The sequence below is a fragment of the Streptomyces sp. NPDC059909 genome, from assembly GCF_042730885.1.
GTDB lineage: Bacteria > Actinomycetota > Actinomycetes > Streptomycetales > Streptomycetaceae > Streptomyces.
This window is the reverse complement of record NZ_JBHWKX010000029.1, coordinates 53,464-77,001: the sequence shown is the minus strand read 5'-3', so window position 1 is coordinate 77,001 and position 23,538 is coordinate 53,464. Positions and strand designations below refer to the sequence as shown.

Annotated in this window: 20 protein-coding genes and 3 pseudogenes; 12 read left to right on the top strand and 11 right to left on the bottom strand. The window is 71.9% G+C overall.

The window, feature by feature from the left end; all coding sequences use genetic code 11:
- The first annotated feature begins 195 nt into the window (after positions 1-195).
- Positions 196-1,281, top strand: coding sequence for a WD40/YVTN/BNR-like repeat-containing protein (locus ACFV9O_RS20795; RefSeq protein ID WP_385419961.1), 1,086 nt, complete (start codon positions 196-198; stop codon positions 1,279-1,281).
- 281 nt (positions 1,282-1,562) lie between these two features.
- On the opposite strand, the gene ACFV9O_RS20790 is transcribed toward ACFV9O_RS20795, so the two are convergent.
- Positions 1,563-2,240, bottom strand: coding sequence for a uracil-DNA glycosylase (locus tag ACFV9O_RS20790; protein WP_385419959.1), 678 nt, complete (start codon positions 2,238-2,240; stop codon positions 1,563-1,565).
- A 184-nt stretch (positions 2,241-2,424) separates the two neighbouring features.
- Here ACFV9O_RS20790 and ACFV9O_RS20785 point away from each other — a divergent pair, with 184 nt between their 5' ends.
- Together ACFV9O_RS20785 and ACFV9O_RS20780 are read left to right on the top strand one after the other, a co-directional pair.
- A complete protein-coding gene (locus ACFV9O_RS20785) occupies positions 2,425-3,504 on the top strand; it encodes an N-acetylglucosamine kinase (protein WP_385419957.1) in 1,080 nt (359 codons plus the stop codon).
- A 95-nt stretch (positions 3,505-3,599) separates the two neighbouring features.
- Positions 3,600-4,520, top strand: coding sequence for a sirohydrochlorin chelatase (locus ACFV9O_RS20780; protein ID WP_385419955.1), 921 nt, complete (start codon positions 3,600-3,602; stop codon positions 4,518-4,520).
- Positions 4,521-4,706: 186 nt separating this feature from the next.
- On the opposite strand, the gene ACFV9O_RS20775 is transcribed toward ACFV9O_RS20780, so the two are convergent.
- The 4 genes and pseudogenes from ACFV9O_RS20775 to ACFV9O_RS20760 form a co-directional block, all read right to left on the bottom strand.
- Positions 4,707-5,762, bottom strand: coding sequence for a lactonase family protein (locus ACFV9O_RS20775; protein WP_385419953.1), 1,056 nt, complete (start codon positions 5,760-5,762; stop codon positions 4,707-4,709).
- Between the two features lie 60 nt (positions 5,763-5,822).
- Complete coding sequence (locus tag ACFV9O_RS20770) at positions 5,823-7,010, bottom strand: nitric oxide synthase oxygenase (protein ID WP_385419951.1); 1,188 nt, start codon at positions 7,008-7,010, stop codon at positions 5,823-5,825.
- Positions 7,011-7,178: 168 nt separating this feature from the next.
- Positions 7,179-7,653: pseudogene (locus ACFV9O_RS20765) on the bottom strand (FUSC family protein); the annotation flags it as partial.
- Positions 7,654-7,771: 118 nt separating this feature from the next.
- Positions 7,772-9,271, bottom strand: a complete 1,500-nt coding sequence (locus ACFV9O_RS20760) for an FUSC family protein (RefSeq protein WP_385420008.1) — start codon at positions 9,269-9,271, stop codon at positions 7,772-7,774.
- Positions 9,272-9,723: 452 nt separating this feature from the next.
- Here ACFV9O_RS20760 and ACFV9O_RS20755 point away from each other — a divergent pair.
- Positions 9,724-9,930, top strand: a pseudogene (locus tag ACFV9O_RS20755) (transposase); the annotation flags it as partial.
- A gap of 16 nt (positions 9,931-9,946) precedes the next feature.
- Here the strand turns inward: ACFV9O_RS20755 and ACFV9O_RS20750 are convergent.
- The gene (locus ACFV9O_RS20750) at positions 9,947-10,417 is read right to left on the bottom strand and encodes a MarR family winged helix-turn-helix transcriptional regulator (RefSeq protein ID WP_385419950.1); all 471 of its coding nucleotides are present in this window, start codon (positions 10,415-10,417) and stop codon (positions 9,947-9,949) included.
- 130 nt (positions 10,418-10,547) lie between these two features.
- Between ACFV9O_RS20750 and ACFV9O_RS20745 the strand changes: the two genes are divergently transcribed.
- The 7 genes from ACFV9O_RS20745 to pcaD are packed head-to-tail and all read left to right on the top strand — an operon-like array spanning position 10,548 to position 17,070.
- On the top strand, positions 10,548-11,330 hold the full coding sequence (locus tag ACFV9O_RS20745; protein WP_385419948.1) for a CoA transferase subunit A: 783 nt from the start codon (positions 10,548-10,550) through the stop codon (positions 11,328-11,330).
- Complete coding sequence (locus ACFV9O_RS20740) at positions 11,330-11,974, top strand: CoA transferase subunit B (protein ID WP_385419946.1); 645 nt, start codon at positions 11,330-11,332, stop codon at positions 11,972-11,974. The genes ACFV9O_RS20745 and ACFV9O_RS20740 overlap by 1 nt, the downstream gene beginning before the upstream one ends.
- Positions 11,971-13,173 carry a thiolase family protein gene (locus ACFV9O_RS20735; protein ID WP_385419944.1) on the top strand — a complete coding sequence of 401 codons (1,203 nt, stop codon included), beginning with the start codon at positions 11,971-11,973 and terminating at the stop codon, positions 13,171-13,173. Before ACFV9O_RS20740 ends, ACFV9O_RS20735 begins: the two co-directional genes overlap by 4 nt.
- A gap of 20 nt (positions 13,174-13,193) precedes the next feature.
- Complete coding sequence (pcaH, locus tag ACFV9O_RS20730; RefSeq protein WP_385419943.1) at positions 13,194-13,967, top strand: protocatechuate 3,4-dioxygenase subunit beta; 774 nt, start codon at positions 13,194-13,196, stop codon at positions 13,965-13,967.
- A 1-nt stretch (position 13,968) separates the two neighbouring features.
- Positions 13,969-14,556: a protocatechuate 3,4-dioxygenase subunit alpha gene (gene pcaG / locus ACFV9O_RS20725; RefSeq protein ID WP_385419941.1), complete on the top strand. Its 588-nt coding sequence runs from the start codon at positions 13,969-13,971 to the stop codon at positions 14,554-14,556.
- The gene (pcaB, locus tag ACFV9O_RS20720) at positions 14,553-15,932 is read left to right on the top strand and encodes a 3-carboxy-cis,cis-muconate cycloisomerase (protein WP_385419939.1); all 1,380 of its coding nucleotides are present in this window, start codon (positions 14,553-14,555) and stop codon (positions 15,930-15,932) included. The genes pcaG and pcaB overlap by 4 nt, the downstream gene beginning before the upstream one ends.
- Before the next feature lie 16 nt (positions 15,933-15,948).
- The gene (gene pcaD / locus ACFV9O_RS20715; protein WP_385419937.1) at positions 15,949-17,070 is read left to right on the top strand and encodes a 3-oxoadipate enol-lactonase; all 1,122 of its coding nucleotides are present in this window, start codon (positions 15,949-15,951) and stop codon (positions 17,068-17,070) included.
- Positions 17,071-17,268: 198 nt separating this feature from the next.
- Here pcaD and ACFV9O_RS20710 read toward each other — a convergent pair whose 3' ends face one another.
- Complete coding sequence (locus ACFV9O_RS20710) at positions 17,269-19,881, bottom strand: SpoIIE family protein phosphatase (RefSeq protein ID WP_385419935.1); 2,613 nt, start codon at positions 19,879-19,881, stop codon at positions 17,269-17,271.
- A gap of 295 nt (positions 19,882-20,176) precedes the next feature.
- On the opposite strand from ACFV9O_RS20710, the gene ACFV9O_RS20705 reads away from it, so the two are divergent.
- Positions 20,177-20,419, top strand: a complete 243-nt coding sequence (locus ACFV9O_RS20705; protein ID WP_385419934.1) for a hypothetical protein — start codon at positions 20,177-20,179, stop codon at positions 20,417-20,419.
- A 245-nt stretch (positions 20,420-20,664) separates the two neighbouring features.
- Here the strand turns inward: ACFV9O_RS20705 and ACFV9O_RS20700 are convergent.
- From ACFV9O_RS20700 to ACFV9O_RS20685, 4 genes and pseudogenes are all read right to left on the bottom strand, one after another.
- Positions 20,665-20,796 (bottom strand): annotated as a pseudogene (locus ACFV9O_RS20700) (ATP-binding protein); the annotation flags it as partial.
- Between the two features lie 477 nt (positions 20,797-21,273).
- Positions 21,274-22,044, bottom strand: coding sequence for a class II aldolase/adducin family protein (locus tag ACFV9O_RS20695; RefSeq protein WP_385419933.1), 771 nt, complete (start codon positions 22,042-22,044; stop codon positions 21,274-21,276).
- On the bottom strand, positions 22,041-23,288 hold the full coding sequence (locus tag ACFV9O_RS20690; RefSeq protein ID WP_385419931.1) for an NAD(P)/FAD-dependent oxidoreductase: 1,248 nt from the start codon (positions 23,286-23,288) through the stop codon (positions 22,041-22,043). The genes ACFV9O_RS20695 and ACFV9O_RS20690 overlap by 4 nt, the downstream gene beginning before the upstream one ends.
- Positions 23,285-23,482: a ferredoxin gene (locus tag ACFV9O_RS20685; protein WP_385419929.1), complete on the bottom strand. Its 198-nt coding sequence runs from the start codon at positions 23,480-23,482 to the stop codon at positions 23,285-23,287. The genes ACFV9O_RS20690 and ACFV9O_RS20685 overlap by 4 nt, the downstream gene beginning before the upstream one ends.
- Positions 23,483-23,538 lie beyond the last annotated feature (56 nt).

The window sequence follows — 23,538 nt, the reverse complement described above, 5'->3', positions numbered from 1 at the left end:
GGAGGGGCGTACTGGGTAGGGGTGTATGGGCCCTGAGGGAGGGAGGGGGGCTGGCGCGCGGCTGGGGCGCGCGCTGGTCGCGGCGCCCGCCCCGGCCGCGCCGACCTGCGGGAAGGCGCGTTCCAAGGGCCACTGTCAGTGGTCGGGTGCAGACTGGCCCGTATTCGTGACAAAGGCGTCCTGGAGGTGTCGGCGATGACCGACGTACTGCTCGCTGTAGGCACTCGTAAGGGGCTCTTCATCGGCCGCAGGCGCGGCGGACGATGGGACTTCGACGGCCCGCACTTCAACGCGCAGGCGGTGTACTCGATCGGGATCGACACGCGCCGCCCGGTCCCCCGGCTGCTCGTCGGCGGCGACAGCTCGCACTGGGGTCCTTCCGTGTTCCACTCCGACGACCTGGGCGCGACGTGGACCGAGCCGTCGAAGCCCGCGGTCAGGTTCCCGCAGGACACCGGAGCCTCCCTGGAGCGCGTCTGGCAGCTGCACCCGGCGGGCCCCGCGGCCCCGGACGTCGTCTACGCGGGGACGGAGCCGGCGGCGTTGTTCCGCTCCGAGGACGGCGGCGAGACGTTCGAGCTGGTGCGGCCGCTGTGGGAGCACCCGACGCGCTCCAAGTGGGAGCCGGGCGGCGGCGGTGAGGCCGTCCACACGGTGGTCACCGACCCGCGCGACCCGGACGCCGTCACGGTCGCCGTCTCGGCGGCCGGAGTGTTCCGTACCCGAGACGGCGGCGCCACGTGGAATCCCTCGAACCAGGGGGTCTCGGCGGTCTTCCTGCCCGATCCGCAACCCGAGTTCGGCCAGTGCGTCCACAAGATCGCGCAGGACGCGGGCGATCTCGACCGGTTGTACCTCCAGAACCACTGGGGGGTGTACAGGAGCGACGACGCGGGCGCCAAGTGGACCGACATCGGCGCGGGCCTGCCGTCCGACTTCGGCTTCGCCGTCACCGCGCATCCGCACCGGGCGGACGTGGCCTACGTCTTCCCCATCAACGCCGACGCGGACCGCGTCCCGGCCGGCCGCCGCTGCCGCGTCTACCGTACGAGCGACGCGGGTGGCTCCTGGGAGCCGCTGTCGGCGGGGCTCCCCGAGGGCGACCACTACGGGACGGTGCTGCGCGACGCGATGTGCACGGACGACGCCGACCCTGCGGGGGTGTACTTCGGCAACCGGAACGGAGAGGTGTACGCGAGCGCCGACGACGGAGACAGCTGGCAGCAGCTCGCCTCTCATCTGCCGGACGTGCTGTGCGTCCGGGCGGCCAGGGTCGGTTGAGACGTGAGACGGGTGTTCGCGGGCCGGCGGGGTGACGCCGCACGCGAACCGCTCCATGCTGTGAGCGTCCCCGGGTTCGCCGACCGGGGATCGCCGGCTGCGCAGCGCGTCGCCTGACCTGCCCTCGATCTCCCACGGGCCGAGGGCCGGTGCCCGGCCGAGGTGTTCCCCGGGGCGCCGCCCGTGAGGGACGGCGCCCCGGCGCTCCCGGCACTGGGCCACGACCAGCCGCCCGCGGCCGCTCTCGTCGGCGGTGCGGGCTGCCGCATGGGCGGAATCCCTTATGGCAGCTGCCAGTCCACCGGCTGGGCCCCTTGCCGGACCAGAAGGTCATTGGCGCGGCTGAAGGGCCGTGAACCGAAGAAGCCGCGGTCCGCCGACATCGGGGAGGGGTGTGCGGATTCGATCGCCGGCAGGTCACCGAGCAGCGGACGAAGGTTCCGTGCGTCCCGCCCCCACAGCACGGACACCAGCGGCTTGCCGCGCGCGACCAGAGCGCGGATGGCCTGCTCGGTCACCTCTTCCCAGCCCTTGCCGCGATGGGCCCCGGGCTTGCGCGGTGCCGTGGTCAGCGCCCTGTTGAGCAGCAGCACCCCCTGGCGGGTCCAGGGCGTCAGATCACCGTTGGACGGCCGGGACAGCCCGAGGTCCGTCTGCAGCTCCCGGAAGATGTTCTCCAGGCTGCCGGGCAGGGAGCGGACGTCGGGCGCGACCGCGAAGCTGTGCCCGATGGCCATTCCTGGAGTCGGGTACGGATCCTGACCCACGATCAGGACCCGCACCTCGTCGAAGGGCTGCTGGAAGGCCCGCAGGACGTTCGCCCCAGCCGGCAGATAGGTGCGGCCGGCTGCGATCTCCGCGCGCAGGAAGTCGCCCATCGCGGCGATCCGTCCGGCCACAGGACGCAGCGCGTCCGCCCAACCGGGCTCAACAAGTTCATTCAACGGTCGTGCTGCCACGGCACGTCACCCTACCGGCGTACGGAGTGCGCACCGGACCCGGCCGGCCGTTCGGCCCGGCCATGCGCTGCTCGGCGCTAGGCTGCCTGCCGTTGTCACTCCCCCTTCTTCTCTCCCGGAGTCGGTCCATGAGGTCGCGCAGGCGTTCACCGATGTCGGTCGGGCCGACGGCCAGGCGGCTGTCATGACCGCCGGCGGCGCTGGGGGCGGATGGGTGCTCGGGGTCGATTCCGGGGGTTCCGGCCTGCGGGTCGCCGTCGCCCCGGCCGCCGACCCGTCGCGCACCGTGACCACCGCGTCCCGGGAGCCGGTCCGCACCGGTCCCGCGGGCATCGACGCCACCCATCTGCTGGAGCAGTTGCTGCCGATGGCGCGGGCGCTGCTGGAGCGTGCGGGCGCCATGGGGGCGGGCAGTGCGGCCGGTGCGGCCCCTGCGCCGGGTGCAGGTGGCGGCGCCGCCGGCTCCCCCGGTCCTGTCGCCGTCGCCATCGGCGCCGCGGGAATTGCGACGCTCGGCGACGAGCTGCGCGCCGTGCTGCCGGAGGCCCTGGAAGCGGCGCTGGGCGTACGCAGGGTGGCGCTCGCCGCCGATGCCGTGACGGCGTACGCCGGGGCGATCGGGCAGCGGCCGGGGGCGGTCGTCGCGGCCGGAACCGGCATGATCGCCATCGGGACGGACCTCACCGACTGGCGCCGGGCGGACGGCTGGGGCCATCTGCTCGGGGACTGCGGCGGCGGCGCCTGGATCGGACGCGCGGGCCTGGAGGCGGCCATGCGCGCGTACGACGGCCGCAGGGGCGGTTCGGCCGCGCTGCTGGCGAGGCTGGAGGCGGTGTTCGGCCCGGCGGACGAGCTGCCGGGGCTGCTCTACCCGCGCACCGACCGGCCCGCGTTGCTGGCCTCCTTCGCACCCGAGGTCGCCCGCTGCGCGACGGACGATCCGGTCGCCGCGCGCATCCTCGCCGAGGCCGCGGACGACATCGCCGCGGCCGCGGTCGCGGTCTGTCCGCCACCCTCCGCCGGGCCGTGCGAAGTCGCCCTGACCGGGGGCCTGTTGAAGATGGGCGACCCCCTTCTCGTACCGTTGCGGAAGGCACTGTCGGCACAACTGCCGCACGCCCGGCCGGTCTCCGCGGCGGGCGATCCGCTCAGTGGTTCGCTGACCATCGCCGCCGCTCTCGCGACCGGTTCGCTGACGCTGCCGCGGGATCCCCGCATGCTCCGTGTGACGACAGCGCCCGACGGGTCAGACCGGGACACGTAGCCGTTAACGAACTCATCGGATAAACAGGGACAGACAGCACTCGAGTGCCCCCTCCCCGAACAGCCACGACGACAAAACCAGTAGCATGCGGCGCCATGAGCTCCCCCACTGGGCCTGCATCCGGCCTGCCTGTACGAATGCCGCGACCCCGCCAGTCCGGGCGGCACCGCCGCCCGGAGCCCGTGGCGGCTCCCGAGGGCGCGCCCGCGCTCGTTCTCGCTGTGCCCGGCGCTCCCACGTCCGCGATACGTGGCATCGCCGAGGAAGTCGTCAGCATCGCCCGTTCCGAGCTGCCCGGCCTCGACGCCGTGATCGGCTACCTCGACGGTGACGACGCCGAGTACCCCACGCTGGGGAGCGTGCTCGCGCATTCGGCCGCGGTGCGCGTCGAGCGGTACGAGCTGGCCAAGGCCGCCGGCCGCGAGGTCGCCGACCCCGAGGGCCCGGCCTCCGTCGTGGTCCCGCTGCTCGCGGGCCCGGACAGCTCGCTGACCCGCCGGATCCGTCAGGCGGTCATGGAGAGCCACGGAACGGCCGAGCTGACCGATGTGCTCGGCCCGCACCCGCTGCTCGCCGAGGCGCTGCACGTACGGCTGTCGGAGGCCGGTCTGGCCCGCGCCGACCGCGCCCGGCTGTTCACGGTCGCGACGGCAGCCGACGGCATCGTGCTCGCCACGGTCGGCGGCGACGAGGCCGTCCAGGCCGCCGGCATCACGGGCATGCTGCTGGCCGCCCGGCTCGCCGTGCCGGTGATGGCCGCGGCGCTGGACCAGCAGGGCGCGATCGCCGCCACCGCCGAGGAGCTGCGCGCCTCCGGCTCGGGCCAGCTCGCGCTCGCCCCGTACCTGGTCGGCCCCGAGCTGCCGGAGGGCCTGCTGGCCGCCGCCGCCGAGGAGGCGGGCTGCGCCGCCGCCGAGCCGCTGGGCGCGTACCCGGCGATCGGCAAGCTGGTGCTGTCCAAGTACACGACCGCGCTGGGGATCCCGATGCAGCCGCAGGGGGCTCAGGCCCACTGACCCGGCGCGCCCGGGGTGTCCCCCCGCGGCGTCGCGTCCGCACGGACGAAAGGGGCCCGCGCCGAGAAGGCACGGGCCCCTTCGTGCGTGTCGCACGGCGTACGTGCGGCCCGTACGACCTGCCGGCAGAGCCTGGCTACGGGAGCCCGCCGAGGGAACGCCGCCGGCAAGTGCGCCGGCTTACGCTCAGGAGAAGACGACGCAGGATGCCGCCGGGGCCGCGAGCGACCCCGCCCTGCGCGGCACGCCGGTGCCGGCGTCGATGTCGAACCAGGTGACGTCGCCGGAGCGCTCGTTGGCGGCGTACAGCCGGGTCCCCGTGGGGCCGAGTGCGAGACCGCGCGGCCACTGACCGCCGCACGGCACGGTGGTGACCAGGACGGGCTTCTCCCCGGCGGCATCGAGCCGGAGGACGGCGATCGAGTCGTGGCCCCGGTTGGCCACCCACAGGAAGCCGCCGTCGGGGGCCACGGCCACCTCGGAGGCGTAGCTGCGGCCTTCGAAGCCCTCCGGCAGGATCCTGACCTCGCCGAGCGGTTCGAGCACGCCTTCGCCCGCGTCCCAGCGGCAGACGGTGAGGGTCGGCTCCAGCTCGTTGACGACGTAGGCGTACCGGCCCGACGGGTGGAACCCGAGCCGGCGCGGGCCCGTACCCGGCCGCAACACGGTTTCGCCGCGCAGGCCCACGGCCCCGGTGGCCGGGTCGAGTCCATGGACGCGTACGCGGTCCGAGCCGAGGTCGACGCTGACGATCCAGCGTCCGGTGGGGTCGGGGCCCACGTGGTGGGCGTGCGGGGCACGCTGCCGTTCCGGATGCGGGCCCGTGCCCTCGTGCCGCAGCACGACGGCCGCTGCGACCGGCTGCCCGCCGGGGCCGACGGGAAGGGCGCTGACGCTGCCCGAGGTGTAGTTGGCGGTGAACAGATGGCCGGACGCCAGGGCGAGGTGCGTGGGTCCGGCCCCGCCCACCGGCACCGGCGCCCCGATGAGCCGGGGCGCGGCCGACTCCTCGCCGATGTCGAAGGCCGCGACGGCTCCCTCGTCCGTCTCGGACACGGCGTAGAGGACCGGCCCCCTCTCCGCGACGCCCAGGGCGAGATACGACGGGTCGGCGACGGCGTCCGTCGCGGCGGTCTCGGTGAGGGCCCCGGTGTCGCCGTCCACGGCGGCCGTGATGATCCCCCGGCCGCCCGCCGAGGTGAAGGACCCGATGAAGGCCCGTCCGCCGCTCCTGTCGCCCATTGCGCTTCCCCTTTTCACCGCCGGCATGTCCTAGCTCGGGGCGACGGTAGCAGGCGCGGTCTAGACCAACCCGGATTCCTCGACCGACCCGGCCTCCTCCCCGCGGGCCCTCGCCAGCGCCTCCCGGTAGTGCACGAAGGCGGGCTTCGACTGTGTCGGGTCGTACGTACGGTGGAAGACGGGTGTGGCGGAGCCGGAGATGGGCGGCACGATCCAGGACCAGTCGGCGCCCACCCTGCGTCCCTTCTCGCGCTCGCGGTCGAGGTGGGCGAGGAACCGGCGGGCCTCGGTGTGGTGGTCGGCGAGGGTCACCCCGGCGCGGTCGAAGGAATGCAGGACGGCCCGGTTGAGTTCGACGAGCGCGCGGTCCTTCCAGAGGGTGCGGTCGGTCGAGGTGTCCAGGCCGAGCCGTTCGGCGACGACCGGCAGCAGGTCGTAGCGGTCGGTGTCGCCGAGGTTGCGGGCGCCGATCTCGGTGCCCATGTACCAGCCGTTGAAGGGCGCCGCCGGATAGCAGACTCCGCCGATCTCCAGACACATGTTGGCGATGGCCGGTACCGCGTGCCAGCGCAACCCGAGGGCCGCGGCCCAGTCGTCGTCGGGGTGGCGCAGTGGGACTTCGAGCACGGCGTCGTCCGGCAGTGCGAACCACCGGGGCTTGTCGTCGCTGCCCTGGACGACCAGGGGCAGTACGTCGAACGGGGTGCCCGGGCCGCCGGGCCAGCCGAGCCGCTGGGCGTAGGCGGTGATGCCCACGTTGCGCGGGTCACCGGTGACGCCGCCGCCGTACCGGTCGGCGTAACCCGCGTACCGCAGCAGCTGCTCGTTCCAGATGCGCGGGCCGGGGCGGCCGGGGGCGTCGGGGGCGAAGATCGTGATCACGGGTCGTATCCGGCCGCCGTTGGTCGCCTCCCGCAGATGGGCGACGGCCTCGACGGCCATGGTGTCGGCGTCGCGGACGTCCCGGCGGTCCCTGACGCGTAACGAACGCCAGTAGAGCCGGCCTATGCAGCGGTTGCTGTTGCGCCAGGCGACGCGTGCTCCGTGGGCGAGTTCGGCGGCCGTGTGCCGGTACGTTCCGGTCGCGTCGATCTCGGCGTTGACGGCGGCGATACGGGCGGCCAGGGCGGCGGGACCGCCCGGCGCCGGCTCCTCACGGTGGTGGAGACGCAGGAACTCCTCGGCTTCGTGCCGCAGTTGCGCGTACCGGCTCCTGCGGGCGGCGGCTCTTCGACGGGTCTTCCGCATGTGCGCACCCTCGGTGGCGATGGGGTCGGGACGTGATTGCCCACCACTACCCCATATGCGGCCTGATCCACCCTGTACGTGCCGCACGCACATGCCTGCCCGTGGGACCGGGCGCGGCACGGCCGTTGCCCGGGCCTACGACGTGGCGGTTGCCCCGGCCAGGAGCGGTCAGACGGAGACGAGCGGAGCGCGCGGAGACGTACCGAGGGGCGCGGCGAGCTCCGCCAGCGCCCGCTCCAGCCCGTGCAGATGCGTGAGGGCGGCGTCCGCGCCGGAGTGCTGCCGCTGCGCGGGTATGACGACCCGGCCGGTGGCACCGCCCCGCAGGACGGCCCTGTCGCCGGCCACGGCCCCCGCGGTCGCGCCGTCCGGCGACTCCAGGGCGTGCACGGCCGCCTCGACCCGCCAGCAGGCGGCGGCCGACCGGGCGTCGTGCGAGGCGTCGGGGTCGGCCGCCAGACCACGCACCTCGCGCGCGCACTCGTCCAGCAGGGCGAGGACCTGACGGGCACGGGCCTTGCGCGCGCGGAACGGGCTGAGCGGGTGGACGAGCGGCGCCGGCGACGCGTCCGAGGAGCAGTTCGAGCTCGGCGGCGAGCGGCGCCGGGTCGGCGTCCGTGTCCCCGGCCAGTCGACGCGTCGCCGCCGGCCCTCCTGCCGGGCTCCATCACGAGAGCAGCCAAGATCCTCAACGAGCGACTTTGAGCGCCTGCCCGTCAGAGAGCGTCGCACCTGAGTCGAGTGGAGCCCTTTCCCCCGGTTCAGGAACCGACCAATGGAGAGCGCGGTGCGGTCCCAAGCGGCATCGCCAGTTCCGACAGGGCCTTCTCCAGGCCGTGCAGATGGACGAGGGCTGACTCGGTTTCCGACTGATGGGGCGTCTCGCGGGTGGCGGTCGTCACCTGGCTGCTCCGCATCTCGCCGACGGTGAGAGCCTCCACGGCCGCCTCGACCCGCCAGCAGGCAGCGGCCAGACGGGCGTCATGCGACGCGGTCGGATCGGCGGCAACGGAGACCAGACCCCGCACCTCGCGGGCGCAGTCGTCGAGCAGCTCGATGACGTGACGGGCGCGCACCTTCCGAGCACGGAACGGGCTCAAAGGGTGCACCAGCGGGGCGACTGACATCCGTACCCGGCCGAGCAGCAGCTCCAACTCGGCGGCGTGCGGGGCCGGGTCGGCGTCGGCATCACCGGCGAGGCGAGCCGCCGCCTCGGCCGTGGCGGCGTGCACGCAGTGCAGTGCCCGCTGAATCCAAGCATCGTTCGTGGCGTGCGTGGTGACCGGCAGCACGAGAACCACGGCCAGCGCGGCGCACACCGCGCCCACACCTGTCTCTGCGAGACGGAGCACGAGCAGGCTGGGGTCCAGCACGCCCAGCAGACCGTAGAGCAGGCCGGCCATGACCGTCACCGCCAGCATCATCCAGGAATACGAGACGGCGGCGGTGTAGAAGATCCCGAAGACACAGATGGCGACCAGTCCGGCCGTCGGCGCGGGCGCGCCGTTCAGCGGGATGGCGACCAGCAGACCGACGGCTATACCGATCAACGTGCCGAGGACACGGCGGAAACCGCGGACCAGGGTCTCGCCGCGGGAGGCCGTGTTGACGAAAATCCACCATGCGGTGCCGACGGCCCAGTACCAGCGGTCTTCGGAGAGCACTTGCCCGACGGCAAGCGCGAGCGCGCAGGCAGCAGTGGCCTGGAAGGCTTGCCGGGTGGTGGGCCGCGCCAGGCCGGTGCCGGGCAGGACCGGCGGTGCTGCGGCGGGCGGGGTACGGCGCTCGATGGGCCAGAGCACGAAGCGCACGGCGCCGGCCGCGAGGAGGGCCAGGCCCACGGCGGCGTACAGCTCGGGCAGCTGGGCGGGGACGGCGTGCAGGAACTGCGTGATGAAGAAGTTCATGAACGCGAAGATCCCGAGCGCGTGGCCGCGCGGGCCCCAGCGGCGAGCGTAGACCCCGCAGAAGACGACGGCCAGGAACGCGGCGTCGCGGGCCAGGGTGATGTCGTGCAAGGTGGTGGCGAGCGCCAGCAGCGGGAATCCCGCGGCGGGCAGCAGGGCGGTGGTGATCCGCTGGTCACGGACGGTCGCGTCGGTGACAGTGAAGAGGGCGAGCAGTGCCGCGAGCCCCCCGGTGATCGACGCGGTGAGCGAGAGCCCGCACAGCTCGGATACGGCGACGGCTACGGCGACACCGATGACGGCACGGGTCGAGTTCCGCAGTCGCAGGCGCCCCGGGTCCGGAGCCACGAACATCCTCTTCACGGCGGTCGGCCGCCCCCCTTGCATTGGTACGCGCCGCACCCGCGGCCGTCCGGGGTCGTAGACAGCAAGCAGACACAACGAAGGCACCGCGGTCCGGATCCGGCCTCGTCGCCGTCCGGCGCTACGCGGCGCCGCAAGTACATGGATGGGACAAAGATAACCACCCCTGGGCCTACTGGCTCAACTGTCATGCCATTGGCTGTGCCAATGGCACAGCTGATCAGCCTCGATGTCGACTGGTGGGAGGCCAACGGATCAGACACCACCCAGGCCCTGGGCCGCACGTGGCCTACTCCACCGGAATCTGGGTTTGCGTCCTTGGAAGTGGTGTACGGGTTCGACCGGATCCGGGGGTTTGCTCCGGCGTCGGGATGAGGTCCGCATAGACGAATGGCCACCGGATGATCTTCAAGACGTCCAAGTCTTTGAAGGAGATCAGCACGATGACCGCACCTGACAGTCCGCCCCTGCACGTCCTCGCGGAAGACAACCTCGCCGCGGCGAGTCCCGACCTGTTGCGCGCGATGGTCAAGACGTTCGCCGACGCACTCATGTCCGCGGAGGCCGACGCCGTCTGCGGCGCCGAATACGGGCAGGTCAGCGACGAGCGGGTCAACCACCGCAACGGCTACCGCCCACGCGACCGCGACGGCGCCTCGCCCTCGGTCATGATGCCGGCTTCCCTGGTGTCCGTACGGCTGGGTTGCGCAGCTCCTCGGCCGCATCGGAGACCCTCTGCAGCAATTCGAGGAAAGTGGCCTGCTCCTCAGGGTCCAGCGGCGCCAGGAAGATCTGGTTCATGCGGGCGGTCCGGCCGGAGAGCTTGTGGTGCAGCCTTTCGCCCTCCTCTGTGATGCGCAGCACGGACCGGCGACCGTCCTTGGTGTCGCGGACCTTGTCGACCAGGCCGCGGACGACCAGGCGGCGGACCACCTCGGCAATGGTGGACCGGTCGAGACCGACCCGTTCGCCCACGGTGCGCTGGTCGAGCCCGTCCTCGCCGACCAGGGTGTTGAGCACGGCGAACTGCGGGGAGGTGACCTCTTCGGAAACGATCGTGGTCCACAGCAGCGTGTGCGCCTGCTGAAGTCGCCGGGCGAGATGGCCGGGGTGGGTGCTGAGGTCGAGCGCGGGCACGGTGCGTTCCTCTCGCAGATATTCCCTGTACTGAGGGTCTTGACCCTGCCCCCTCATCATGCCACGCTTCGGTCCTGTCAGGAGATAGTCAGTACACTGAGCATTTCGAGGATAGGGAGGGAGCAGCGGGATGGACAAGGTGGTGGCCACGGCCGCCGAGGCCGTGGCCGACGTCCGCGACGGCGCGTCGCTGGCGGTCGGCGGCTTCGGCCTCAGCGGCGTGCCGAACGCGCTGATTCAGGCGGTGCACGAGAGGGGAGCCAGCGGCCTCGGTGTCGTGTCGAACAATTGCGGCGCGATGGACCGCGGTCTGGCCGTCCTGCTCGCCGCGGGCCGGATCGCCCGCGTCACCGGTTCGTACATCGGCGCCAACAAGGAATTCGCGCGCCAGTACCTGGCCGGTGAACTGGAGGTCGAGCTGATCCCGCAGGGCACGCTCGCCGAGCGGCTGCGCGCCGGGGGCGCGGGCATCCCCGCCTTCTACACCCCGGCCGGGGTCGGCACCCAGGTGGCCGAAGGCGGGCTGCCGTGGCGGTACGACGGCAAGGGCGGGGTGGCCGTGGCTTCGGCGCCCAAGGAGGTGCGGGAGTTCGACGGACGCGCATACGTACTCGAGCACGGAATACGCACCGACTTCGCGCTCGTACGGGCCGCGAAGGGGGACCGGCACGGCAATCTCGTCTTCGCCAAGTCCGCCCGGAACTTCAATCCCCTTGCGGCGATGGCCGGCAGGGTCACCATCGCCGAGGTGGAGGAGCTGGTGGAGCCCGGCGAGATCGACCCGGGCCATGTCCACCTGCCGGGCATCTTCGTCCAGCGGGTCGTCGCGCTCACTCCGGAGCAGGCCGCCGACAAGCAGATCGAACGGCGCACCGTCTCCGCGCCTCCGGCACGAGGAACGGTGAGTGTCTGATGCCCTGGACCCGCGAACAGATGGCTGCCCGCGCCGCCCGTGAACTGGAAGACGGCCAGTACGTGAACCTCGGCATCGGACTGCCCACCCTCATCCCCAACCACCTGCCCGAGGGCGTGGAGGTGATCCTGGAGTCCGAGAACGGGATCCTGGGCACCGGCCCCTACCCCACCGAGGATCGGATCGACCCCGATCTGATCAACGCGGGGAAGGAGACCGTCACCGTCCTGCCCGGGGCCTCCTACTTCGACTCCGCGATGTCCTTCGTCATGATCCGCGGCGGGCACATCGACGTCGCCGTCCTCGGCGCCATGCAGGTGTCGCAGAACGGCGACCTGGCCAACTGGGCCGTCCCCGGCAAGATGATCACCGGGATCGGCGGAGCCATGGACCTCGTCCACGGCGCCCGCACCGTCATCGTCACCATGACCCACACCGCGAAGGACGGTTCGCCCAAGCTCGTCGCGGACTGCGGCCTTCCGCTGACCGGCAGGGCCTGCGTCGACCGGATCATCACCGACCTCGGCGTCCTCGACGTCACCAACGACGGCTTCGCACTCGTCGAGCTGGCGCCGGACGTCACGGTCGACGACATCACCGAGAAGACCGCAGCGAAGATCCTCATCCCGGAGGAACTCCGATGAAGGACGTCTACATCGTCGATGCCGTCCGCACCCCGATCGGCAAGTACAACGGCGCGCTCGCGTCCGTCCGCCCGGACGACCTCGCCGCGCACGTCATCCGTGAACTCCTCACCCGCACACCGCGGTTGGACCCGGCGCTGATCGGCGACGTGTTCTTCGGCAACGCGAACGGGGCGGGCGAGGAGAATCGGAACGTGGGCCGCATGGCCGCGCTGCTCGCCGGGCTCCCCGCCTCGGTGCCGGGCGCGACCGTCAACCGGCTGTGCGCCTCGGGCCTCGAAGCCGTCATCCAAGCCGCGCGGGCCATCGCGCTCGGCGACGTCTCCATTGCCCTGGCCGGCGGCGTCGAGTCGATGACCCGCGCACCCTACGTCCTGCCCAAGAGCGACCGGCCCTTCCCAGCCGGGCACACCGAGCTCTACTCCACCACCCTGGGCTGGCGCATGGTCAACCCGAAGATGGAGCCGCGGTGGACGATCCCCCTGGGCGAGAGCGCCGAACTCATCGCGGAGAAGCACACGATCACGCGTGAGCAGCAAGACGCGTTCGCGCTCGCCTCGCACGAGAAGGCCGCCGCCGCGCAGAAGAACGGGCTGTTCGACACGGAGATCGTTCCGCTGACGATTCCGCGGCGCAAGGGCGAGCCCGTCGTCGTCGATCGCGACGAGTGCGTCCGTGCGGACGCGTCGCCGAGCGCCATGGCCGGACTCAAGCCGTCCTTCCGCGCGGAGAACGGCACCGTCACCGCGGGCAACGCGTCACCGCTCAACGACGGCGCCGCCGCCCTGCTGCTGGTGGACGAGGCGGGTCTGAAGGCCACGGGCCGCGAGCCGCTCGCCCGGGTGTCCGCCTCCGCGGTCACGGCGGTCGAGCCGCACTACTTCGGCCTCGGCCCGGTGGAGGCCGTGCGCCGCGCCCTGGCCAAGGCCGGCCGTACCTTCGCCGGCCTCACCACCCTGGAACTCAACGAGGCGTTCGCCGCCCAGGTGCTCGGCTGCGTGGCCGAGTGGCCGGAGCTCGACCCGGCGATCCTCAACCCGCACGGCGGCGCCATCGCCCTCGGCCACCCGCTCGGCGCCTCCGGCGCCCGCCTGGCCGGAACGGTCGCCCACCAGCTCGCCGCCGCGGGCGGCGGGACCGGCGTGGCGACCCTCTGCATCGGGGTCGGACAGGGCCTCGCCCTCGTACTGGAGCGCTAGGACAAGGAAGTTCAGAACTCATGACAGCCTCACAAGCCGACATCGACCGCGAGATCGCGCGAGGGCAGGAAGCGTACGAGAAGTCCGTCGCCGAAGGCGCCCCGCGCACCCACCACCCGGCGCGGGACTACGCGCCGTACCGGTCGAGCATGCTGCGTCACCCGAAGCAGCCGCTGGTCTCCCTGGGCATACGGCAGGACCCGGAGGCCGTCGAGCTGGCCTCGCCCGCCTTCGGAGAGACCGACGTCACCGAGCTCGACAACGACCTCACCCGTCAGCACCAGGGTGAACCGCTCGGCGAACGCATCACCGTGAGCGGCCGGCTGCTCGACCGCGACGGCCGGCCCGTGCGGGGCCAGCTGATCGAGATCTGGCAGGCCAACGCCTCCGGGCGCTACGCCCACCAGCGCGACCAGCACCCGGCGCCGCTCGACCCCAACTTCACCGGTGTGGGCCGGATGTTGACCGACGACGACGGCGGCTATACCTTCACCACGATCAAGCCCGGCGCCTACCCGTGGCGGAACCACGCCAACGCCTGGCGGCCCGCGCACATCCACTTCTCGCTCTTCGGGTCCGCGTTCACCCAGCGGCTGATCACACAGATGTACTTCCCGGGCGACCCGCTCTTCGCGTACGACCCCATCCTGCAGTCCGTCACCGACGGCGCCGCACGGCAGCGGCTGGTCGCCCGCTACGACCACGACCTGTCGAAGCCGGAATGGTCCCTGGGGTACCGCTGGGACATCGTCCTCGACGGGCCCGCCGCCACCTGGATCGAGGAAGGCCGCTGACATGACGACCATCCCTGCGCTTCCCACCCCCTCCCACACCGTCGGCCCGTTCTACGGCTACGCCCTGCCTTTCCCCGGTGGCGGGGACGCGGCACCGGCCGGGCACCCCGACACCATCACCGTCCACGGTCATGTCCTGGACGGCGACGGCGCCCCGGTCCCGGACGCGCTCGTGGAGTTCTGGGGTCCCGGCCCGGACGGCGAACTGCCGCGTGCCGCCGGATCGTTGCGCCGCGACCCGGTGACCGGCGGCTTCCTCGGCCGCGACAGCGTCCGTTTTACCGGGTTCGGCCGGGTCCCGACCGACGCGGACGGCCACTGGGCGGTCCGCACCCTCCGCCCCGGCGCCCGCGGTGGCAACGCCCCGTACCTCTCCGTCTGCGTCTTCGCCCGCGGCCTCACCCACCACCTCTTCACCCGGGTGTATCTGCCGGAGCCGGGCGAGCGGCCGGCCGCCGATCCGCTCCTCGCCTCGCTCTCACCCGCACGGCGCGCGACGCTGCTGGCTGTCCCGGAACCCCGGGAGACCTATCGGTTCGACATTCGGCTGCAGGGCGAGGCGGAGACCGTGTTCCTGGAGTTCACATGACGTACGACGACGGTCGTGCCGTGTCACCGCTCGGCGACCGCGACGCGGACCTGCTCGCCCCTGGGCGGGCGGGCTCGCCTGCCGAGGCCGCCACCGGCGATACCGCCTTCCTGCGGGCCATGCTGGATGCCGAGGCAGCCCTCACCCGCGCCCAGGCTTCCCTCGGCCTGGCTCCCGCCGAGGCGGCCCGGGCCGTGACCGAGACCGCCGTCGCCGACCGCTTCGACGTATCCGATCTGGCATTGCGCGGGCGCTCCGGCGGCAACCCGGTCATTCCGCTGGTCGCCGATCTGACCGCGGCCGTGGCCGAGGCGCACGCGCCGTACGTGCATCGCGGCGCCACCAGTCAGGACATCCTCGACACCGCTGCGATGCTGGTCGCCTCCCGGACCCTGGGGCCGGTCCTGGCCGACCTGGACCGTACGGCCCACGCCCTGGCCCGCCTCGCCGCCGAGCACCGGGACACGCCCATGCCGGGCCGCACCCTCACCCAGCACGCCGTCCCGACGACCTTCGGGCTGAAGGCCGCGGGCTGGCGGAGCCTGGTGCTGGACGCGCGCGATCGCCTCACCGCCGTACGCGGGTCGCTCCCGGCCCAACTCGGCGGCGCCGCGGGGACTTTGGCGGCCTTCCACGCCTACGCGGAGGCCGACGGCGTGGCGCATCCGGAACCCGGTGTGCGCCTGGTCGGTACCTACGCCCGCGAACTCGGGCTGTCCGAACCCTCGCTGCCCTGGCACACCCTCCGCACTCCCCTGGCCGACCTGGCCGGCGCGCTCGCCTTCACCTCGGGGGCGCTCGGAAAGGTCGCCGCCGACGTGCTCGTGCTCTCCCGTACCGAGATCGGCGAGCTGAGCGAGGGAAGCGGCGGCGGCTCGTCCGCCATGCCGCACAAGGCGAATCCGGTACGGGCCACGCTCATCGCCGCCGCCGCGCGCCGCGCACCGGCGCTGGCCGCTGTGCTGTACGGGTGCGTCGCCGCCGAGGACGAGCGGCCCGCCGGAGCCTGGCACGCGGAGTGGGAGACCCTGCGCGACCTGCTCCGGCTCGTCGGGGGCGCGGCCCGGGACGCGGCGGAACTGGTCGCCGGCCTGCAGGTGCACCCCGCGCGGATGCGCAAGCATCTGGACCTGACCGAAGGGCTGATCGTGTCCGAGCGGCTGACCGCCGTCGTCGCCGCCCGGCTGGGCCGCGCCCGCGCCAAGGAGCTGCTGACGGACGCGGCGCGAGCGTCGCGTACGGAGGGCGCGACCCTGGCTGAGGTGCTGACCGTGGAACCCGCCCTGAAGGATCTCGACCTGGACTCCCTCACCGACCCCACCCACTACACCGGCGCCGCGGGAACACTCACCGACCGCGCCCTCACACGGCTCTGAGCCACGAAGGCACAGCATGACCGCTACGCTGCACCACCGCTCCGAGGGCCCGGCCACCGGGCCCGCCCTGCTCCTCGGCCCGTCGCTGGGCACCTCGACCGCCCTCTGGGACGCGATCGCGCCCGAGCTGAGCACGGCCTTCCGCACCGTCCGCTGGGATCTGCCGGGGCACGGCCGATCGCCCGCCGAACTGATCGGCCCCGGCGCGACCGTCGCCCACCTGGGCACATTCGTTCTCGCCTTGGCCGACTCACTGGGCCTCGACCGCTTCCACTACGCCGGGGTGTCGCTCGGCGGTGCGGTCGGCCTGTGGCTGGCCGCGCACCACCCCGAGCGGGTCGACCGGCTCGCCGTCATCTGCTCCTCGGCCCATTTCGGCCCGCCCGGCCCCTGGCAGGAGCGGGCGTCGCTGGTACGGAGGGCGGGCACGGGCCCGGTCGCCGAGACCGCGCCCGCGCGCTGGTTCACTCCCGGCTTCGCCGATCCGGGGCTGGTGGAGGATCTGCGCCGGGCCGACCCGGAGGCGTACGCCGCCTGCTGCGATGCGCTGGCCGTCCTCGATCTGCGCGACGCGCTGCCGTTGATCACCGCCCCCACGCTGGTCGTCGCCGGCCGGCAGGACCCCGCCACACCGCCCGCGCACGCCCGGGAGATCGCCGACGCCGTACCGGGCGCGGCGCTCACCGAGCTCGCGGACGCCTCCCATCTCGCGGTCACCGAGCAGCCCGGGGCCGTACTGGGCGCGCTGCGCGAGCACCTCTCGGCGCCCGGCCCCGGCAAGGGAATGGCGGTGCGCAGACAGGTGCTGGGAGATGCCCATGTCGACCGGGCACAGGCGGGCACCACGAACCTCACCGCCCGGTTCCAGGACTTCATCGCCCGCTACGCGTGGGGCGAGGTCTGGACGGACCCCACGCTCAGCCGACGCGAGCGAAGCCTCGTGACCCTCACCGCGCTGGTGGCTCACGGCCACCTCGACGAACTCGCCCTGCACGTACGGGCGGCGCGGCGCAACGGGCTGAGCCCCGAGGAGATCGGCGCGGTGCTACTGCAGACCGGCGTCTACTGCGGTGTGCCCGCCGCGAACGCGGCGTTCGCCGTGGCGCAGCGGGTGCTGGAGGCGGACGGGGCGGCGTGACGTGCCCTCCGACGAGAATCCGACCGCTCTGTTACGAGCGGATGTATCAACAGCGGTCGGGGCCGGGCAGCATCCCACTCAGGCCGGCCGGCTCATGCGGCGGGGCACCGACAGGACATCGACGCCCTGGCGCCCACCACCAAGGCCGCGTCCGGGCAACGCTGCGCGCGCCACACGGACCGTCGCGACAGAAGGCGATTACACAGGCCTCACGCCGCGGTACTCATCCGGAAGTGACTGTTCGGACCAGATGACCTTGCCGCTCGGGGTATAGCGAGTACCCCAGCGTTCGGCCAACTGGGCGACGAGGAAGAGACCCCGCCCGCCTTCATCCGTGGTCTCGGCATACCGCAGATGGGGGGAGGTGCTGCTGCCATCGGAGACCTCGCAGATCAGCGTGCGATCCAGCAACAACCGCACGCCGATCGGGCCGGTGGCATAGCGGATTGCGTTGGTGATCAGCTCGCTGAGGATCAGTTCGGTGACGAAACCAAGATCCTCCAACTCCCATTGGGAAAGCTGGTCCGCGACCGTGGCACGCATCTGCCCGACGGCCGCAGGGTCGCGGGGCACGTCCCAACGCGCGATCTGATTCTGAGGCAGCGCGCGGGTGCGTGCCACGACGAGTACGATGTCATCGATCAAGCGACGGGGCAGCAAGGCTTCGAGCACCGCGCCACACGTCTCTTCCGGCTCTCCGTTCACGCGCCTCAAGGTGCTGCCCAGGATGTCCAGGCTCTCGTCGATGTCCCTGTCGCGGTCCCTTACCAGGCCGTCGGTGTAGAGAACGAGCTTGCTGCCCTCGGCTACTTCCACCTCGGCGGTCGCGAAGGGGAAACCACCCAGGCCCAGCGGTGGCCCGGCCGGCAGCTCGACAATGTCGACCGTGCGATCGGGGTGGACCAACGCAGGAGGCGGATGGCCGGCTCGGGCCATGGTGCAGCGTCGTTCCACCGGGTCGTAGATGGCGTAGAGACAGGTGGCTCCGACGGTCGCATCGGCGAATTCCGCCGTCCCCTCACTGCCGTCGTCACCGCCGCTCAGTTCATCCAGACGTGCGAGGAGTTCATCCGGCGGCAGATCCAGCCTTGAGAAGTTACGGACAGCGGTGCGCAGACGGCCCATGGTGGCCGCGGCGTGCAGGCCCTGCCCGACCACGTCCCCTACAACCAGCGCGACCCGTGCACCCGGCAGGGGGATAACGTCGAACCAGTCGCCGCCTGCGCCCTGGGTGGGCAGGTAGCGGTAGGCGATTTCAAGAGCATTCTGCTCGGGCAGGTCCCTGGGCAGCAGGCTGCGCTGCAGTGTCACGGCCATGGCGTGTTCTCGGGTGTACCGGCGTGCATTGTCGATACACACAGCGGCGCGAACGGCCAGCTCCTCGGCCAGGACCCGATCTTCCTCGTCGAAGGGCTCGGGCATCTGCGCACGCCAGAAGCTCGCGACGCCCAAGGCAACTCCGCGGGCGCACAGAGGGGCGGCGATGAAAGAGTGGGTTCCGTGGTCGATGAGCCGCTGGACGCGCTGAGGGTCTTGTGCTCGGATTTCGGGGGCGTTGCGCACATCAGGCTCGAGGATCGCGTGTCCCAGGGTCAGGCTGACGGCCTGAGGCGTGGAGGGGATGAACCTGATCGGTTCGCCCGTACGGTACAGCGGAGTGTCTTCGCGGATGCCTCTGGCGGCGACACGGCGGAGCTGCTTTTCGATGTCCGCCGGCTCGTCGCCCAGCAGGATGGGCTCGGCGAGATCGACGGTGACGAAGTCGGCGAACTGCGGTACCGCCACCTCGGCCAGCTCCTCCGCCGTCCGGGTCACATCGAGCGTGGTGCCGATGCCCACACTCGCGTCGTACAGCGCCTTCAAGCGGTCCCGCGCCGCTTCCGCCCTGCCGGAGAGCGCCTGGAGCTCTGTGGAGTCACGTAGTGTCACAACGCTGCCGGACGGACCTCCGTACCGGGCCAGGGGCCGCTGGTTGACGGCCAACACGCGGCCGCCTGCCAGATGCACCTCGTCGTCGGCCTCACGCCCCGATGCCAGCAGCTCGGCAATCGCCGGGGCGAGGCCGAGCTCGCGCACAGGGCGGTCCTCGCAGTCCGGAGGAAGGTCGAGCAGGCGCCGCGCCTCACCGTTGGCCAGCAGCAGACGACGGTCGGCGTCGACGATGACGACGCCTTCCCGGGCGGCGTGCAGGACCGCGTCGTGGTGCTCATACAGTCGGGTGATCTCCGTCGGGCCGAGGTTCCGGGTCTGACGCAGCAGCCGCCGGCTGAGCACCGCCGCCCCGCCCGTGGTGACGGCCACGGCGGCAGCAGCGGCGCCGAATACGGCCGGCAGCTCTCGAGCCACCATGCTGTTGACGTTTTCGACCGTGACGGTGGCAGCGACCGCGCCGATCACGGAGCCATCGCGGTCCTTCACAGGGACAAGAGTCGAGATCACCGGACCGAGAGGGGTCTCGGCCTCGCGCGTGACCGTCCGCCCGGCCAGCAGAGGGGCCACCTGCTTCGCCGTCCAGCGCTGGCCGATGAGCTCAGGCCGAGGATGCGTATAACGGACTCCGTCCCGATTCACAATGACGATGGCCGCGACGCCGGAGCTCTTCCTGGCCGCCTCGGTCCGCGGCTGCAGCACCGCCGGCGGATCGGGCGACTTCAGAGCTTCTACGATCCCCGGGGAGTGAGCGAAACTCTCCGCGACGGCGAGTGAGCGGTCGGACGCATTTTGTGTGGCCCCGCGCTGCACTGTCAGCAGCAACAGAACGACGGCCCCCACCGCCAGCAGCATGACGATCGCCACCTGCAGCACGAACATCTGGCCAACCACACTATGCACGCTCAGCAGCGACCTCGGGCCTCTCCAGCGCCTGCGCACAGGCCCGCCCGAGGACGGAACCTCCGAAGATCTTGATTGACGGATGTGTTTCACCAGAACTCCGAATAGCCCAAGCAATGAATTTTTACACTCGCTCAATCCGTTCTTGTGCGGTGATGTATGACCGGCGTAGTGCTGCCATGAGCGCCTGGGACGACCCGACTCCAACGCCTACCGCGGCGCCGGCGGGCGGACCTTGCGCATCCAGTTTGCCAGTTCCGACATGAGCTGCCACATGTCGGTGTTCGATGCGCGGACCTACAAGAAGGGGCACCGGCACGGCCCCGGCCGCGTGATCGTTATCCCGAGCAATGAGGGCTATTCGACGATGTGGCACGAGCGCGAACGGATCGTCGTCCCGTGGCAGGAGGCGGCTCTGTTCGTCCCGCCGGACCGGTGGTTCCACCAGCACTTCAACCTGGGCAGCAAGGCCGCTCGGTACCTGGCATTGCACCCGCCGATGCAGTTCGCGGGCTGAGCCGAGCAGGTCGAGGATCGTGCACGCGATCAAATCGAGCGTTGCCGATGACCCGTGGGCGCGCGAAACCTTCGAGGCGGAGCTGGCCGCGAGGGCCTCACCAGCCTCACAAAGGTCGTTCGTCCTCGGCTTCGTCTGCGGTTGCTCCACCTTGACGCGCTCGGCCCGCTGGCTGACGCGGCCACCTGCGGAGGAAGGCGGCGGTGTGGATCAGCCCGTGGTGGCCTGCTGGTGGGCTTGGGTGTGGCCAGGCGGTAGGAGTCGGTGCCGGTCTCGATCGTGTTGCCGCAGGTGAGCCGGTCGGCGATCGCCGCGCAGAGCCCGGGGTCGGTGAAGGTCTTGGTCCAGCCGCTGAAACTTTCGTCCGAGGCGATGGCAGCGGCCGGCGACTTGCGGGCGGCGTCTGGTCCCCGTGCCCTGCGGAACGAAGCGACCGGAGCCGCCGACGCCGTGCAACCGGCGCCCCGCGGCGCGAAGGGCCCGGTCGCCGCCGGCTGACAGAACGCGCTCGACGCAGCGGTCGAGCAGCCGGGCTGGCCGGTGCACGCGATCGGCGCGGCGGATGTTCCGGGCTTGCCCGTGCCTGCCCGCAGGCACGGCGCCGATGCGGTGGCGCACCGCCGTGCCGAGGAATCCGTCATGGCCGAAGCCGGTCGTCTTCCACGCCCTTGTGGCCGGGGGGGAACGGCCGACCAGGCAACACCAAGTGCGCCTGCTCGCCGCCGAACTCGGCGAGCTGGGCATCCGCGTGAACGGCGTCAACCCGTACGGTGTGGTGCGCGGCTCATGCACCACCGAGCTCGTCGGTGCGGCCCAGCCGTCCTCCGGATCGGTGTGTGCACGACCCGCTCATGTCACGCCGGTGCACCCCCAGGCTGAGACGCGTGGACGCGGGTCAGTTCGTGGCGCCAGGCCGTGTCGTGGTTGAAGCCGCTCCCGAGGTCCGGGAGCTCACGCAGGTCTTCGGGCGGGAGGTCCTGGAGGGTGCCGCCGGCCTGGGTGATGGTCAAGGACAGACGGGCGATGGTGTCGATGGAGATGGCGCGCAGCACCGCCTCCTCGACGCACGAACCGGTGCTGGTCAGTCCATGGCCGCGGAGCACCACCGCCGGCCGGGTGCCGAGGGAGCGGGTCATCTCGCCGGCCAGACGGCGGTTGCGGATGAGTACGCCCCGGGGGTGGACCGGCACGCCCCCGGCAGCCAGGCGGGTCCCTGGGATGTCGAACGCGCCGATGATCGGCCGGATGGCCAGCCCGGCAAGGTCTGCCGCCACCACAGCCACGGGGTGGGCGTGGACGACGGCGGTGACGTCGGGACGCGCTCGCAGTACCTCGGTGTGGAGCGGGAGTTCGTTGGGCGTCGACCATCCGCCCTCGAGTTCACCGACGTCGCCCGGCTTCCCGTCCAGGTCGACCAGGTGGATGTCGTCGGGAGTGGTGTGGAGGAGTCCCTGTTCCCGGGGGCCCCGGCAGCGTACGAGGAGCGTGTCCTCGCTGATACGAAGGCTGATGTGGCCCAGGATGCCGTCGGCCAGGCCGCGTGCGGCGAGGATCCGGCAGGCTTCGGAGACGAGTTGGCGCTCGGCGGTCAGTCCACGCCCTGAGGTCAGGTCGCGGTCGTTCATGTGGCGGCTCCGGAGGTCTGCGCGGGGCGGGCGGTGAGGCGGTCCAGCCGGGCGGCCGCGGTATCCAGCGTCGTCGTGCCACCGGCGACCAGCCGGCGGCACTCGACCAGGGCCCGGGGCCAGTTGACGGTCATCGCGGCGGTCAGCAGGCCCGTCTCGTCGGTGTACAGGGCAGCTCCCCTGGCCGACGCCCCGTCGAAGCTGCCGACCAGGGTGTGATGGGCGGCGTCGGCAGGGCATCCGACGATCTGGATCTTCCAGTCGTACTGATCGCTCCAGACGTACTCGACGGGTGCGTGGGGCCGCAAGTCCTCGGGGTGGGTGATGTTGTGCGCGACGAGGGCGGCCTGGTCGACGGCGTTGGTCCAGTGCTCGACGCGGAGGTGCCGGCCCCGTCCCGGGTGGTACCACCGGGCCAGGTCTCCCGCCGCGTACACGTTCTCCACACCGAGGGCGCGGCAGTACTCGTCACACAGCACACCGTTGTCCACGCGCAGCCCCGAGCCGGCGAGCCAGGCGTCGTTGGGGACGGCGCCGATACCCACGACGACGGTGCGGGCGGGCAGCACCTCGCCGTCGTCGAGCGCCACCGACAGGTTCCCGGCGGTTCCGGTGACGGCGGTGACGCCGCGGCCGAACCGGGCAGCCACCTCATGGCGGGTGTGCAGGTCTGCGAAGAGTGGTCCCGCGGCGGGGCCGAGGACGCGCCCGATGGGGCTGGGCAGCGGATCGACCACGGTGACATGACAGCCGAGCCGGTGTGCGGTGGCGGCGGTCTCCGCGCCGATGAAGCCTCCGCCGACCACGACGACCGACCCGCCGGCCCGCAGGTCGCTACGGAGCGCCGCGGCGTCGTCGAGGGTGCGGACGACGTGCACGCCGGAGGTGGCCCCCCACGGGGAGGGACGTGCCGCGGCCCCGGTGGCCAGGACACAGGCGTCGTAGGCGAGTTCGCTGCCGTCGGCGAGTTCGACCCGCTGGGCGGTCGGGTCCAGGCGCCGGGCGGCGACGCCCAGCCGCAGTTCCAGACCGGCGTTCCGTGCGTCCTCGGGGGTGAGGAGCCGGAGACGGTCGGCGTCCCATTCCCCGGAGAGGAACTGCTTGGACAGCGGCGGCTTGTCGTAGGGGACCTCGGAGTCGGCGTCCACCAGGACGATGCTGCCCTGGTGGCCCTCGGCCCTCAGTGCCTGGGCGGCACGGACGCCGGCGACCGAGGCGCCCACGACCACGACGGTGCCGTTCACGCTTCCTCGATCATCAGGGCCGAGACGGGGCAGCTGCGGGCGGCCTCCTGGACGCGGGCCAGGTCCTCATCCGGAATGCTGTCCTTGAGCAGGACCACCACGCCGTCGTCGTCCAGGTCATAAGTGTCGGGGGCTGCCATCACACAGTTCGCGTACCCCTGGCACGCGCCGAAGTCCGCCTTGAGTACGGGCATGAGTCTGTTCCTTCCACGCCATTCTTCGTGTTGCCGGTCAGGCCTTTTCCGGTGAG

Coding starts and splice junctions, on each gene's coding strand:
- ACFV9O_RS20785 (WP_385419957.1), top strand. CDS start 2,425: ATGACCGCCGGCGGCGCTGGGGGCGGATGGGTGCTCGGGGTCGATTCC.
- ACFV9O_RS20780 (WP_385419955.1), top strand. CDS start 3,600: ATGAGCTCCCCCACTGGGCCTGCATCCGGCCTGCCTGTACGAATGCCG.
- ACFV9O_RS20735 (WP_385419944.1), top strand. CDS start 11,971: ATGAAGGACGTCTACATCGTCGATGCCGTCCGCACCCCGATCGGCAAG.
- ACFV9O_RS20775 (WP_385419953.1), bottom strand. CDS start 5,762: ATGGGCGACAGGAGCGGCGGACGGGCCTTCATCGGGTCCTTCACCTCG.
- ACFV9O_RS20710 (WP_385419935.1), bottom strand. CDS start 19,881: ATGTTCGTGCTGCAGGTGGCGATCGTCATGCTGCTGGCGGTGGGGGCC.
- pcaB (WP_385419939.1), top strand. CDS start 14,553: ATGACGTACGACGACGGTCGTGCCGTGTCACCGCTCGGCGACCGCGAC.
- ACFV9O_RS20685 (WP_385419929.1), bottom strand. CDS start 23,482: ATGCCCGTACTCAAGGCGGACTTCGGCGCGTGCCAGGGGTACGCGAAC.
- ACFV9O_RS20695 (WP_385419933.1), bottom strand. CDS start 22,044: ATGAACGACCGCGACCTGACCTCAGGGCGTGGACTGACCGCCGAGCGC.
- pcaH (WP_385419943.1), top strand. CDS start 13,194: ATGACAGCCTCACAAGCCGACATCGACCGCGAGATCGCGCGAGGGCAG.
- pcaD (WP_385419937.1), top strand. CDS start 15,949: ATGACCGCTACGCTGCACCACCGCTCCGAGGGCCCGGCCACCGGGCCC.
- ACFV9O_RS20740 (WP_385419946.1), top strand. CDS start 11,330: ATGCCCTGGACCCGCGAACAGATGGCTGCCCGCGCCGCCCGTGAACTG.
- ACFV9O_RS20795 (WP_385419961.1), top strand. CDS start 196: ATGACCGACGTACTGCTCGCTGTAGGCACTCGTAAGGGGCTCTTCATC.
- ACFV9O_RS20745 (WP_385419948.1), top strand. CDS start 10,548: ATGGACAAGGTGGTGGCCACGGCCGCCGAGGCCGTGGCCGACGTCCGC.
- pcaG (WP_385419941.1), top strand. CDS start 13,969: ATGACGACCATCCCTGCGCTTCCCACCCCCTCCCACACCGTCGGCCCG.
- ACFV9O_RS20760 (WP_385420008.1), bottom strand. CDS start 9,271: ATGTTCGTGGCTCCGGACCCGGGGCGCCTGCGACTGCGGAACTCGACC.
- ACFV9O_RS20770 (WP_385419951.1), bottom strand. CDS start 7,010: ATGCGGAAGACCCGTCGAAGAGCCGCCGCCCGCAGGAGCCGGTACGCG.
- ACFV9O_RS20705 (WP_385419934.1), top strand. CDS start 20,177: ATGTCGGTGTTCGATGCGCGGACCTACAAGAAGGGGCACCGGCACGGC.